The 13,514-nt window shown below is 67.0% G+C and carries 11 protein-coding genes; 5 read left to right on the forward strand and 6 right to left on the reverse strand.

The window, feature by feature from the left end:
- Positions 1 to 5: 5 nt before the first annotated feature.
- From DMR_RS01600 to DMR_RS01615, 4 genes are all read right to left on the reverse strand, one after another.
- A complete protein-coding gene (locus DMR_RS01600; RefSeq protein ID WP_012749931.1) occupies positions 6 to 1,325 on the reverse strand; it encodes a DUF2325 domain-containing protein in 1,320 nt (439 codons plus the stop codon).
- Positions 1,326 to 1,517: 192 nt separating this feature from the next.
- Positions 1,518 to 2,576, reverse strand: a complete 1,059-nt coding sequence (locus DMR_RS01605) for an acyltransferase family protein (RefSeq protein ID WP_012749932.1) — start codon at positions 2,574 to 2,576, stop codon at positions 1,518 to 1,520.
- 2 nt (positions 2,577 to 2,578) lie between these two features.
- Positions 2,579 to 3,097, reverse strand: coding sequence for a hypothetical protein (locus DMR_RS01610; protein ID WP_012749933.1), 519 nt, complete (start codon positions 3,095 to 3,097; stop codon positions 2,579 to 2,581).
- A gap of 59 nt (positions 3,098 to 3,156) precedes the next feature.
- A complete protein-coding gene (locus DMR_RS01615; RefSeq protein ID WP_232502862.1) occupies positions 3,157 to 3,852 on the reverse strand; it encodes a YkgJ family cysteine cluster protein in 696 nt (231 codons plus the stop codon).
- Between the two features lie 320 nt (positions 3,853 to 4,172).
- Here DMR_RS01615 and dsrA point away from each other — a divergent pair, with 320 nt between their 5' ends.
- The 5 genes from dsrA (at position 4,173) to DMR_RS01640 (ending at position 9,693) form a co-directional block, all read left to right on the forward strand.
- Complete coding sequence (dsrA, locus tag DMR_RS01620) at positions 4,173 to 5,486, forward strand: dissimilatory-type sulfite reductase subunit alpha (RefSeq protein ID WP_012749935.1); 1,314 nt, start codon at positions 4,173 to 4,175, stop codon at positions 5,484 to 5,486.
- A gap of 16 nt (positions 5,487 to 5,502) precedes the next feature.
- Positions 5,503 to 6,666, forward strand: coding sequence for a dissimilatory-type sulfite reductase subunit beta (gene dsrB / locus DMR_RS01625; protein ID WP_012749936.1), 1,164 nt, complete (start codon positions 5,503 to 5,505; stop codon positions 6,664 to 6,666).
- Positions 6,667 to 6,726: 60 nt separating this feature from the next.
- Positions 6,727 to 6,954 (forward strand): dissimilatory sulfite reductase D family protein, encoded by a 228-nt coding sequence (locus tag DMR_RS01630; RefSeq protein ID WP_012749937.1) that lies wholly within the window; start codon positions 6,727 to 6,729, stop codon positions 6,952 to 6,954.
- 157 nt (positions 6,955 to 7,111) lie between these two features.
- The gene (locus DMR_RS01635) at positions 7,112 to 8,548 is read left to right on the forward strand and encodes a cobyrinate a,c-diamide synthase (protein WP_012749938.1); all 1,437 of its coding nucleotides are present in this window, start codon (positions 7,112 to 7,114) and stop codon (positions 8,546 to 8,548) included.
- A 71-nt stretch (positions 8,549 to 8,619) separates the two neighbouring features.
- Positions 8,620 to 9,693, forward strand: coding sequence for a hypothetical protein (locus DMR_RS01640; protein ID WP_012749939.1), 1,074 nt, complete (start codon positions 8,620 to 8,622; stop codon positions 9,691 to 9,693).
- A 110-nt stretch (positions 9,694 to 9,803) separates the two neighbouring features.
- Here DMR_RS01640 and DMR_RS01645 read toward each other — a convergent pair whose 3' ends face one another.
- Together DMR_RS01645 and polA are read right to left on the reverse strand one after the other, a co-directional pair.
- Entirely contained in the window at positions 9,804 to 10,625 is an 822-nt protein-coding gene (locus DMR_RS01645; RefSeq protein ID WP_012749940.1) for a hypothetical protein, read from the reverse strand.
- Between the two features lie 119 nt (positions 10,626 to 10,744).
- Entirely contained in the window at positions 10,745 to 13,411 is a 2,667-nt protein-coding gene (polA, locus tag DMR_RS01650; protein WP_012749941.1) for a DNA polymerase I, read from the reverse strand.
- Positions 13,412 to 13,514 lie beyond the last annotated feature (103 nt).

Genomic DNA, 13,514 nt, shown 5'->3' on the forward strand with positions numbered 1-13,514 from the left:
GTGGCCTACTGCGCCGGCGCGCCGAGTTCGGCCAGGGAGCGGGCGAGGCTGGAAAGCCCCGAGGATCGGGCGAGGATAAGGGGTTTGAGACAGCCTTTGCAGGCTTGTTTGACGAGCGAGCAGGCCTCGTGGCTCACGCAGTCCACGGGGCAGACCACGGCGTCGGCGCAGCCGAGCAATTCCCAGAGGCGGTGGGAGGACTGTTCCCGGCCGCCGTCGTGGTGGATGAGTTCGCAGCCGAATTTCTCGGCCAGGACTTTGTAGTGGGAGACCAGGGACGACCGGCCGCCGACGTAGAGCACGCGTTTGCCGGCCAGGCCGCCGCCGACGAGGTGGAGGCTTGAGCCGGCCGCGGCCGGATCGCGGCGGCAGCCGCCGGCCGGGCAGGGGCAGTCGCCGGTACAGGCATGGGGCTGGTCGTGGTGATCGCCAAGGCCGTCGGGATCGTCGATATGGTGCTCGGCGTGGGCGGCGTGGGCGGCGGCGGCTTCGCCCAGGGCGGCAAAGAGCGAGGCTTCCAGGGCGGCCACTTCGCTGTCGCGGTCGGCCAGTTCCTGGCGGGTCTTGGTCAGGTCGGCGTGCATCCGTTCCAGGAGCAGGGCCTGGCGTCCGGCTTCGGCCTCGGTGGTTTGCAGACGGTCGGCCAGTTCCATGAGCTGGTCGCGCAGGATGTCGCGGTCGCGGCGCACGGCGGCCACGGCAGAATTTTCGATGGCCTCGCGCAGGGAGATGCGTTCGCGTTCGGCGGCTTGGCGTTTGGTCCGTTCGGCGGCGAGTTCTTCCATGGCCTGGCGGCAGCGGGTTTTCCAGACCGACACGGCTTGGCGCAGCACGAGCTTGCTGTCCTCCAGGGCGGCGGCGGTTTCCGCGAGCTTGTCCTCCAGGCGGGAGAGTTTGGCCAGATCGGCCCGGTTGGCCGCGCCCACCCGGTGGGAGAGCATGTGGACTTCGCCGTAGACGTCGCGCAGCAGTTCGTTTGTGGCGGTGGGGTGGGACATGAGCGCCCAGAAGGGACCGGGCACGTCGCCGGCGTCGGCCCGTTCGCGCCACAGCCGGCGCAGTTCGGCCTCGTCCTCGGTCTTCCAAAACATCCGCAATTCCTTGCGGTATTTCTTGTCCAGGTACTTCTGGAGATACTTCGAGGCCGGGCTGGCCGTGATCTTGGCCTGGCCGACGAGGAAGACGTGGGCTTCGTAGTCCGAGGCGGCCTCGGGCACGGCGTCGCCGAATTTGCGGCAGATGCGGCGCAGTTCGGCGATGGTCAGGCAGGTGCCCACGATGGGGCAGGCGAATTCGGCGTTGTCATTCAAAGTTTTGCGCTGCATGGGGCGTGCTCCTTGGCCGTCCGCGTGGCCGTTGCATCCCCTTTAGGCGAAATTGAAAATCATTGTCAATTAAGTCGACAAAAAAAGATCGGCCCCGGAGCCGACCAAGCATCTTCCCCCCTTCTCCATTCGGGGGGTCTGGGGGCCTCAGGCCCCCAGCCGCCGGAGGCCTCTTCCCTCTTCTCGTCTCCTCTACACCCCAAACAACACCCTCGCCCAAACCGCGCCGCCGTGGCGGCGGGCCAGGCGGGCGAGCGCCAGGGAGCCGCCGAAGGACACGGCCATGGCCGCCGCGCCCAGGGGCAGGCGATAGGCCGGGGCCACGGGAGCCGGGACGGCGGCGTAGAAGAGCAGCACGAGGACGTAGTGGGCGAGGTAGATGCCCAGGGTGTCGCGGCCGGTTTCGGCCAGGAGGGTGAAGAGTCGGCCGGCCCGGGCTTCGGCCGCCCGGCAGCCGCCGAGCAGGGCCAGGCAGCCGGCGAGTTGGAAGGCCAGCCCGGAGAGCAGGAAGTATTGGCGGTAGTTGGCCCCAAGCGACCGGGCCTGGGCGTCCACGTCGGCCCAGTAAATGATAAAGGCGCACACGGCCAGGGCGGTGAAAAGCGGCCAGCGCCGGGTGAGGGCGTCAAGGCGTTGGGGATTTCGGGCCAGCCAGCCGCCCAGGCCAAAAAAGCCCAGCCAGACCGGGCCGATCTTGATGGCGACCAGCTCGAAGGCGTGGCTGGCCGGCGGGGACAGGTGCAGGGCCAGGGTGGAGGCGAGGTAAAAGCCCAGGGTCGTGGCCACGCCGGCCAGGAGCCAGACGCGTTCCCGGGCGGGGGAGGCAAAGGGCGCGGCCAGGGCGGTGAGCGCCAGGAGTTGGAGCAGGGCGAACAGGTAATAGAGCTGGGCCGGACCGGTGGCCAGATCGGCCAGGGCGGTGAGCGAAACAAGCGGCATCCCGTAGGCCAGGCGCAAGACGACAAGGGTCAGGGCGTTCCAGGCCAAAAACAGCGGCAGGATTTTTTTGATCTGGCGCAGGGGCCGGGCGGCCTGGTCGCCTGCGGCCGGGGCGAACAGGGCGAGCAGGTAGCCCGAGATGCAAAAAAACGTGGGCACGGCGAAGGTGACCAGGCACGAGGTGAACAGCGGCGTGGCCGAAAAGTCGCCTTCCCGGAAAAAGACCGTGTTGCTGGCGTGGGACCAGACCACCACGGCCATGGCCAGGGTGCGGGCGGCTTCGAGAAAGCGCAGGTCGCGGGGGGGGGCCACGGTCAGGACGCGCCGCCGGGTTTGCCGGCCCGGGTGTCGTAGATGATCATGTAGACCTGATCGATCTGGACGTAGAGATCGGGCAGGTTCCAGATGGTCTGGATCATGGTGGTCATGGTCGGCGGGCCGAAGCTTTCGGTGGCCTTGCGCACGAGCCCCGGCACGGCCAACAGATCGTGGGACATGACGACCAGGGAGAACCGGCCGGTGGCTTTGTCGCAGCCGTAGTAGACCCGGCCCAGGGGCACGCCCTCGAAATTGGGTTTGGCGTCGCGGTCGTAGTGCAGGGTGAAGCGGCTTTGGGCCGTGACTTCCGGGTCATGGACCAGGCCGAACATCTGGTATTTGGGGTCCCAGATCGGCCGGGCCTTTTCCTCGGCGAAAGACGGGCCGGTGAAGAGTTTCTGGCAGGACTCGCCAAAGGCGTATTTGCCGAAGACGTGGCGGCCCGAGGCGGCCGAGGCCGGCAGGGCCGGGGATAGCAGGACGAGACACAGGCTGACGATCAAGGCTCTAAACATGGTGCGTCCTCCCCGTGGCCGGACGTGGCCGGCCTTTTCGGGTCGAACCGGATGTAGGCCTATGGCCGGCGCTTGTAAAGGGCGGCCGGGGCGGCGGCGGCGCGCAGGGCCGGCAGGGCCTGGGCCAGGGGCCGGCCGAGGTGGAAGGGCAGGGTTTCGGGGGCGACGCCCAGGCGGGCCGGCAGCAGTTCCCGCATGGCGGCGTCGAAGCGCAGGGCCGCCCGGGCGGCTTCGCGGGCGTCCTCGTCGCCGGCGGCGGCGGCCCGGCACACCGCGGCCAGACGCCTGAGGTCCGTTTCGGCCTCGTGGTGGGCGCACAGCTCGGCCAGGGGGCCGGGGGCGAGGATGTCGGCCCGGGTCAGGCGGTCTTTTTCATAGAGGGCGGCCAGGGCCTGGGGGGCGTCGCAAAAAAGGGTCCGGCACTCCAGGGGCGAGGCGTCGTGGATGGCGCAGGCCGGCGGGTCGCGGTAAAAGAGGCAAGCCCGGCCGCTCGTGGCCGGGCGCAGCTTCACCAGTTCGGCCGGGGAGGGGCCGACCCGGCCGGCGACGTTGTCCGTGACGCCTTCGCCGCGCCGCAGGGTGACGAGGTCGGCCAGGGTCAGACGTCCGGCGCGCAGCAGGGCCAGGTCGGCGGCGTGCAGGGCCGGACCGCCCAGACGGCAGCAGCGGCCGCAGCGGCGGCAGGCGGCGGGGGGGGCGGAGAGGGCGGCCGGGGTATGGGCTGGGGTGTCGTCCATGGCCGGGAAATGGGACAAAAACGGTGCTTTTGCAAGGCCCTGGAGTGGGGCTTGCGGCAAATAGGCTTTGCAAGGAAAAAGCTCTCGTGGTAGGGGAAATGTTCCGGGGGGACCCGGCGTAAGCTCGGTTTGCCGTTGACACGGCGCGTGTTCTCATTTTAAATCAGGCGCGATTGTTCAAAACTTCACGTTTTACGTTGCAATCCCCATTGAATAACACCCCACACGTCGGCGAGCAGGGTCGGTCGGTGGGGAGGGCGCAAGGCGAGGCCCGTCCCGCCGGAGCGCGTGTTAGCTGGTTAAGGCGGTAACTCTTCAAACCCCACTGGAGGAAGCAAATGGCGAAACACCAAACCCCCTTGTTGGACCAGCTCGAAACTGGGCCCTGGCCCAGCTTCGTGTCCGACATCAAGCAGGAGGCCGCTCACCGGGCCGCCAACCCCGACGGCCTGGACTATCAGGTCCCCGTTGACTGCCCCGACGATCTGCTCGGCGTTCTGGAACTCTCCTTCAAGGACAAAGAGACCCACTGGAAGCACGGCGGCATCGTCGGCGTGTTCGGTTACGGCGGCGGCGTCATCGGCCGTTACTGCGACCAGCCCGAAATGTTCCCCGGCGTCGCGCACTTCCACACCGTGCGTCTGGCCCAGCCCTCCGGCAAGTACTACACCGCCGATTACCTGCGCGGCATCATGGACATCTGGGACCTGCGCGGTTCCGGCCTGACCAACATGCACGGCTCCACCGGTGACATCGTGCTGCTCGGCACCACCACCCCGCAGCTGGAAGAAATTTTCTTCGACGTCACCCACAAGATGAACACCGACCTCGGCGGCTCGGGCGGCAACCTGCGCACCCCGGCCGACTGCCTGGGCTCCTCGCGCTGCGAATTCGCCTGCTACGACACCCAGGATCTGTGCCACACCCTGACCAACGACTATCAGGACGAGCTGCACCGCCCGGCCTTCCCCTACAAGTTCAAGTTCAAGTTCGACGGCTGCCCCAACGGCTGCGTCGCTTCCATCGCCCGTTCCGACTTCTCGGTCATCGGCACCTGGAAGGACGACATCCGCATCGACCAGGACCGCGTGAAAGCCTATGTTGCCGGCGAGTTCAAGCCGGGCGGCGGCTCCCACTCCGGCCGCGACTGGGGCAAGTTCGACATCGTGGCCGAAGTCGTTGATCGCTGCCCCACCGGCTGCATGAGCTACGACGGCGCCAAGCTGTCCATCGACAACGCCAACTGCACCCGCTGCATGCACTGCATCAACACGATGCCCGCCGCCGTGAAGATCGGCGCCGAGACCGGCGCTTCGATCCTGCTGGGCGCCAAGGCCCCCATCCTGGACGGCGCGCAGATGTCCTCCCTGCTCGTTCCCTTCGTCGTTGTGGAAAATCCCTACGACGAGATCAAGGAAGTCATCGAGAACATCTGGGACTGGTGGATGGAAGAAGGCAAGAACCGCGAGCGCGTGGGCGAGACCATGAAGCGTCTCTCCTTCCAGAAGCTGCTTGAGGTCACCAACATCAAGGCCATGCCGCAGCATGTCAAAGAGCCGCGCTCCAACCCGTACATCTTCTTCAAGGAAGAAGAGGTGCCCGGCGGCTTTGCCCATGACGAAAAGGCCTATCGCCAGAGACACATGAGATAAGCGGGGGACACAAGAAATGGCATTCATCTCTTCCGGATACAATCCCGACAAGCCCATGGAAAACCGGATCACGGATATTGGTCCTCGTCATTTCGAGGAGTTCTATCCGCCGGTCATCAAAAAGAACAAAGGTCAGTGGGACTACCACGAGATCGTCAAACCCGGCGTGCTCAAGCACGTCGGCCTGTCCGGCGACGTGGTCTACACCGTGCGCGTCGGCGCTGCCCGCCTCATGAGCGTCACGCACATCCGCGAGATCTGCGAGATCGCCGAGAAGCACTGCGGCGGCCACCTGCGCTTCACCACGCGTAACAACGTGGAATTCATGGTCGAGACCGAAGCCGCCGTGGAAGGCCTGCTGGCCGATCTGGCTTCCCGCAAGTTCGCTGGCGGCAGCCAGAAGTTCCCGGTCGGCGGCACCGGCGCTTGCGTCTCCAACATCGTCCACACCCAGGGTTACGCCCACTGCCACACCCCGGCCACCGACGCCTCCGGCCCGGTCAAAGCCGTCATGGACGAGATGTTCGAGTACTTCCAGACCATGACCCTGCCGGCCATGGTGCGCATCTCCCTGGCCTGCTGCCTCAACATGTGCGGCGCGGTCCACTGCTCCGACATCGGCATCGTCGGCATCCACCGCAAGCCCCCCATCGTCGAGCACGACCGCCTGGACAACATCTGCGAAGTGCCCCTGGCCGTTTCCGCCTGCCCCACCGGCGCCATCAAGCCGGCCAAGGTTGAAATCGACGGCAAGAAGGTCAACTCCGTCGCGGTCAACGCCTCGCGCTGCATGTACTGCGGCAACTGCTACACCATGTGCCCGGCCATGCCGCTCGCTTCCGGCGAGGGCGACGGCATCGTGCTCATGGTCGGCGGCAAGGTGTCCAACCGCATCTCCATGCCGAAGTTCTCCAAGGTCGTCGTGGCCTTCATCCCCAACGAGCCGCCCCGCTGGCCGACGCTGACCAAGATGATCAAGCAGATCGTCGAAGTCTACGCCAAGGAAGCCCGCAAGTACGAGCGCCTGGGCGAATGGGCCGAGCGCATCGGCTGGGAAAAGTTCTTCGAGCTGTGCGACCTGGAGTTCACCCACCACTGCATCGATGACTTCCGTGATCCGGCCTACTACACGTGGCGCCAGAGCACCCAGTTCAAGTTCACCAAGCACATCGAAGCCTAGAGCCAATAACGTCCGGGCGGGGAATCCTCCCCGCCCGGATCAAAACCAAGGGAGCACGGCATGTCTTCCGAGAAAGAGCAAGTTCTCGAGTTCCTCACGGGGAAGACGGGCAAGTCCAAGTTTTACTTCAGCGATTTCTGCAAGATCTTCCCGGACAAAAAGCAGCGCGAAGTCAAAAAGATCCTCACCGAGCTGGTCAACGAGGGCAAGCTGGAATTCTGGTCCAGCGGCTCCACCACCATGTACGGCATGACCGGCGCCGGCAAGCAGAAGGCCGAGGAAGAATAGTCGCCGACGGCGCGTTGCGTTTCGCGACCCCGACCGGCAAGCCGCGACGGCCTGGCCCGAACCTCGCCGTTTACGACATGCCCCAGCGGCTCTTGCGGGACCGCTTCGTGAAACCCGAACTTTCCGACGCGCGACAGCGCGCCAAAAGACACGCGCCGTGAACTATCGTCCGCGTCTGGTCCTGGCCGGACTCTCCGGGGGGGCCGGGAAAACCATCCTCTCCCTCGGCGTCTGCCGGGCCCTGGCCCAGACAGGTCTTCGCGTCCGTCCGTTCAAAAAGGGTCCGGATTACATCGACGCCGCCTGGCTCGGCCTCGCCGCCGGCCGCGACGCCACCAATCTGGACCCTTTTCTCTTGCCTCCCGAGCGCATCCCCTCCCTTTTTCTCGAAAAATCCGAAGGCTGCGACATCAGCGTCGTTGAAGGCAACCGCGGCATCTTCGACGGCATGGACGTGGCCGGCTCCTGCTCCACCGCCGCCCTGGCCCGAAGCCTGGCCGCCCCCGTGGTCCTCATCCTCGACGCCACCAAGATGACCCGCACCGCCGCCGCCGTGGTGGCCGGGGTGGCCGCCTTTGAACCGGGCCTGAATCTGGCCGGCGTGGTCCTTAACCGCACCGCCGGCCCGCGTCACCGCGACATCCTGCGCGAAGCCATCGAAACCCTGGCCCACGTGCCGGTCCTGGGCCAGCTGCCCAAGATTGCCGAGAATCCCATCCCCGAACGCCACATGGGGCTGGTCTCCAACCGCGAACACGACGCCGTGGACCCCATCCTCGACGGCATCGCCAAGATCGTGGCCGACCACGTGGACCTCGACCGCCTGCTGGCCATCGCCCAAAGCGCCCCGGCCCTGCCGGACAGCCTGCCGCCGGTCTGCCCGACCTCTGCCCCAGCCGCCGACGCCGGCCAACCGGCCATCGGCGTGGTGCGCGACGCCGCCCTGTGGTTTTATTACCCGGAAAATCTCGAAGCCCTGGAACGGGCCGGCGCGCGCCTCGTTCCGGTCAGCATCCTTGACGACGCCCCCTGGCCGGAGCTCGACGGCCTCTACCTCGGCGGCGGCTTCCCCGAAACCCACGTCGAGGCCATCGCCGCCAGCGCCGCCACCCGCGACCGGGTGCGCCGGCTTTCCCAGGCCGGCCTGCCCATCTACGCCGAGTGCGGCGGCTTCATGTACCTGTGCCAGGGGCTCGACGTGGCCGGCATGGTCCATCCCATGGCCGGCGTCTTTCCCGTGACCACCACCTTGTGCGCCCGCCCTCAGGGCCTGGGTTACAGCCTGGCCGCCGTGGTGCGCGACAATCCCTTCCATCCCGTGGGCACGGTGCTGCGCGGCCACGAGTTCCACTACTCCAAATGCCAGGCGGCCATCGGCTCCTGCCCCGGCGATGTCCCCCCCCTGCCCGGCCCCGAAGCCTTCGCCCTGGTCATGGAGCGGGGCGTGGGCATGTTGGCCGGCTTGGACGGCCTGGTCACGGCCAACACCTTCGCCGCCTACACCCACATCCACGCCGACGGCGCGCCCCACTGGGCCCCCAATTTCGTCGCCGCCGCTTGCGCTTACCGCGCGCGGGGCGAGAAGAAGAAGTAAGATGCCTCCGGCGGCCGGGGGCCTGATGCCCCCGGACCCCCCGATTGGGGAAAGGGGGAGAAGGAGACGTTATGCGTGTTGTTCGGCAGATTGCTTCGCCGGAGGGGCTGATCGCCTGGAAGTCCGAACTGGCCGGCGTGGCCGTGGAAGGGGCCGAAGGGCTGGACTACGGCCGGTATTTCGACGGGTTGGAAGCCTTTGTCACCCATGAGCCGGCCCGTTCGCTCCTGGCCGGGCTGTGCGGCGGCGAACCGGAGATGGTGGTGCTTCGGGCGGAAAAACACGGCGCGCTCTACCATCCGGCCAGCCTCACCCTGACCGTCGATGGCCGGGAAACCAAGCTGTGCGTCAACGTGGCCGCCACGGCCGAGGCCCGGGCCATGCTGGAACTGGAAGCCGGGTTGCTGACCGGCCTTCGCGACAATTTCACGCCGGAGTTCCTGCCTGCCCCCCACGCCTTTGCCGAGCACGACGGCCTGGCCTTTCTCCTCGAAGACTGGTTCGCCGGCTACCACGAATTCCACCAGAACGACGCGGGACTGGTCAGCCTCTGGGACTACGACACCGGGACGCGGACCCTTTCACCGGCCCAGGGCCGGGAACTCTACCGGCAGGCCGCCGCCATCCTCACCCGCTATTACCATGTCGCCACCGGCGCGAGCATCGGGCCGTGGCATCACGCCGCCGGCGATTTCGTGGCCCGGGTCGATAATGCAGGCGTTTCGGTACGGCTCATCACCGTGCGCGGCTACGGCGCGTCCCGGGATTTTTCCGCTGCCGGCGAGTTGGCCGAGAAGTTCGCGGCTCTGAGCTTTTTCACCAACATGACCATGCGCCTGCGGCTGGACCGGGTGGAAGGGGTGGGCGAGCTGGTCGTGGCCGGCCCGGAAGTGGCTGAGGCGGCGGTGCAAGGCTTTCTCGATGGCCTGGGGGCCTTGGACCTGGAGCCGCAACGCCTTGCCGGGCTGCTTGAATTCTTGGGGTCTTTTAGCGCCGAGGAACTGGTCCGGGCCGCCGAGGGCCTGGCCTGGCCCTGCCCGGACGACGAAGCAGCGCTGTTGGCCACGGCCTGGCCGGACCATGCGGCCGTGGTGGTGGCGGCCTTGGGGCGCGGCCTGGGCTCCGAGCGGGAAGGGCATTGTTGAGCGCGCCGGCCGGGCAAGGGCTTTATTGATTCATGCCGGCCCGACGTCGCCGGGGGAGAGGGTGGCCAAGGGCGCGACGCCCCGGACGTTTTGGCCTGGGGACGGCGGGTTTACTGGGACGGCGCGGCCGGCTGGACCAGCTTTTGGGTCGCCGCCGCGTAGACGCGCTTGGCGTCGGTAAGCCCCGGATCGGCGGCCAGGGCCTGGGCGGCGGCGGCCTTGGCCACTTCCCAGTGCCCCAGACGGGCGGCGGCCAGGGACAGCGTCTGATCGAACAGCGCCGGAACGCTGGTCTTGCCCTTGGCGTCGAGCAGGACGCGCTCCACGGCGGCCCATTCCTCGCCCTTGCCGCCAACCTGGAGCAGGAAGTCGTAAATGCGCTGATTGTCCGGCGACTCTTCCAGGGCGCGTTTCAAGTACTCCAGCGAAGCCTTGTGGTGGCCGGCGTCGATGAGGCGGCCGGCAATAAGCGGAAAAAGCCCGGCCTCGTCGATATACTCTTCCACGGCGGCCCGGAAATTGCGTTGCGCTTCGAGCAGGTTGCCGTCGGCCAGAAGCTTGGTGCCCTTGATGACGGCATGGTCGATGCGCAGCTTGCGCTGGCGCATGGCCTCCAGCCCCTCCTCGGCCAGATCGGCCTCCATTTTCTTGGCCAGGGTGGCCATGAACGCGGCCAGCTTGGGTTCCTGCCCCTTGAGGTAGGGAACGCCGTTGGGTGCGTATTTCTTGACGCCGTCGAGCTTGCCGATGTTGGTCAAACATTCCCGAAACAGGCTTTCGATGGGCGCTCGGTCGCTGCCGGCCAGCTTGACCGCAGTAAAGGAACGAAAAGCCCCGGCCAACAGCTGCACGGCGCGCAGTTCGTCGTTCTTGGCGTAGGCGGCCTTGGCCCGGGCAAGATCTTCCCGGATGGACTTGGCGGATGGCGGCATCCCGTCGGTTCCTTGTGGTTCCTGTTGGCGTTTGGGAAAAAACCGAATCTGGATGATGGTAGGGCACTTTGCCCGGGTTGAAAAGCCCCATGTGCCCGGCCCAAATGCGTCGGTCGCGATCAGTGGGCCTCGCCCCAGGTGCGCCCGGTCCCCCAGTCCACTTCCAGGGGCACGGCCAGGGAAATCACGCCCGTCATGAGGCCGGCCAGCCGGGCTCCGGCTTCCTTGGCCGCCGCCTCGGGCGTTTCCAGCAGCAGTTCGTCGTGGATCTGGAGCACGAGCACGGCCCCGAGTCCGGCCAGGGCGGCGTCGCCGGCGGCGGCCAGCATGGCCATCTTGATGATGTCGGCCGCGCCGCCCTGGACTACGGTGTTGATGGCCTGCCGCCGGGCCTGGGAGGACAGCTGGCTGTTGGCCGAGCCGATGTCGGGCAAAAGCCGCCGCCGGCCGGCCAGGGTGGTGACGAAGCCGTCGCGCTTGGCCGCCTCGACAATGCCTTCATAAAAGGCGGACAGCCCGGGCAGACGCTCGAAGTAGCGGGCGATAAAGGCCTTGGCCGCGTCGAGTTTGATGCCAAGATCGCGGGACAGTTTTTGTGGCCCCATGCCGTAGAGCAGCCCGAAGTTGATGGTCTTGGCCTGCCGGCGTTCGTCCGGGGCGATGGCCTCCTCGGGCTTGTCGAAAAGGATCGCGGCGGTGCGGGCATGGATGTCTGCCCCGTGGGCAAAGGCGTCCAGCAGCGCCGACTCGCCGGACAGATGGGCCAGCACCCGCAGCTCGATCTGGGAATAGTCGGCGGCCACCAGCCGGTTGCCCGGACCGGCCGTGAAGCAGGCACGCATCCGCCGACCGAATTCGCCGCGAATGGGGATGTTCTGCAGATTGGGATTGGAGCTGGAGAGCCGTCCGGTGGCCGTGGCCATGTTGTTGAGCGTCGTGTGGATGCGTGAGTCCCTGTCGGCCAGGGCCGGCATGGGGGCGAGGTAGGTGGACCTGAGCTTTTCGAGTTTGCGAAATTCCAGGATGCGGTCCACCAGCGGGTGCGCGCCGGCCAGGCGCTCCAGGGCGTCCTGGGAGGTGGAGGCCGCGCCGCCCGGGGTCTTGCCATGGGCCTTGAGTCCAAGATCGGTGTAGAGGATCTCGCCCAGCTGCTGGCTGGAGCGCGGATTAAACGGCTTGCCGGCCAGGGCGACGATGTCGGTTTCCAGGATCGCCAGCCGGCCGGCGACCTCGTCGGCAAAGGCGGCAAAGGCCGTCTTGTCGATGCCGATGCCGGCCCGTTCCATGGCCACGAGCACCGGAACCAGCGGCATTTCCAGCTCGGCCACGAGCCTTGACAGGCCGGCCGTTTCCAGGCGGGCGGCCAGGACGTCGGCCAGAAGGGCGGCGGCCCGGGCGTTGTCGGTGGGGGACACGCCCTCGGTGTCCACGGACGGGTCGGCAAACAGACTGTCGCGCAGCCGGTCGAAGGCATAGGCCCGGCTCTCGGGATTGAGCAGGTAGGCGGCCAGCCCCAAGTCGAACCAGACAGCCAGGGGGACGGCGGCAAAGGCCAGGCTGGCGGACAAAAGGGCCTTGACCGAGGGCACGGCCGCCCGGTCGGCCCGGGCCAGGAAGGCGGCCAAGGCGTCGGGCGTGGGATCAATGCCGTATTCATCCGGGCCGTAGGACAGGCTGTAGCCTGTTTCCAGGGGGACCAGGGCCAGTTGCCTGCCGGCCGGGTCAGGCAGTTCGTCCAGGGGGGTGAAGACGACCGGGGCCGGCACGGCGGCGGGGGGGGCAGACAAGGTGCCCGCGGACTGGGCAACGTCCGGCCGTGGGGCATCAAAAAGCGACAGCTGGGCCGCGCGTGGTCCGGCCGACGCGGCCGGCGCGGCCGAGGTGGCCGATCCGGCGGCGGCCGGCGGTTGGCCGGGGATGTCCCGGGCCAGATTACGCAGCTCATAAGCCAGGAGGAATTCGCGCAGGGCCTTGGCGTCGGGCGCGCCGAGCCGGGCGTCGTCGAGGCTCGTCTCCGGCAGGATGTCGGTTTTCAGGCGCGTGAGTTCCCGGTAGATGAAAAGCTCTTCCATAAGGGGGACTATTTTGTCGCGCACTTTCGGCTTGATCGTGTCCAGGCCGTCGCGCACCGCTTCCAGGGTGGGCAGCTGGCGCAGGATGTCCAGGGCCGTTTTGGGGCCGACCCCGGGGATACCGGGGATGTTGTCGCTGGTGTCGCCGACCAGGGCTTGCAGGTCGGGCCAGGAAGCCGGGGCGATGCCGCAGTCGGCGGTGAAATCGGACAGGGTGGTGATTTTTTCGGCCTTGCCCGAGGGATCGTAGAGGACCACCCGGTCGCTTAAGCACTGTTTGAGGTCCTTGTCCGCACCGACGATGACCACGGGCAGATTCGACGAGAACCGGGCGGCCAGGCTGGCGATGCCGTCGTCGGCCTCGGCTCCCTGGGGGATGATGACCGGCACGCCAAGCAGGCTGAGGCCCTGTCGCAGGGGCTCAAGCTGGCGGGCCAGGGGTTCGGGCATGGCCTCGCGGTTGGCTTTGTAGGCGGCATAGATGTTGCTGCGGAAGGTCGGCCCCTTGCCGTCGAGGAAGAAGACCAGATGGCGCGGCTCCTGTTCTTTGAGAATCTTGAACAGGAGTCGAAAAATCATAAACAAGGCGCTGGTCGGGAAGCCGTCGGACCGGGCCAGGTCGCGAAACGCATGGTAGCCCCGGTAGATGTAGGCGCTGCCGTCCACGAGAAAAAGGGGCGTTTGGGAAAAACCGAGCCGATTGGCCAGGGACATGGGAATCCTCCTGACGGCATGGACCGTCCGCTGCTGCCGCGCTTGTACGGCAGGGGCGGCCGGGATGCAACCAAGCCGGCTCGGCTCTCGACAAGTCGCGGGA

It is taken from the genome of Solidesulfovibrio magneticus RS-1 (genome assembly GCF_000010665.1).
GTDB lineage: Bacteria > Desulfobacterota > Desulfovibrionia > Desulfovibrionales > Desulfovibrionaceae > Solidesulfovibrio > Solidesulfovibrio magneticus.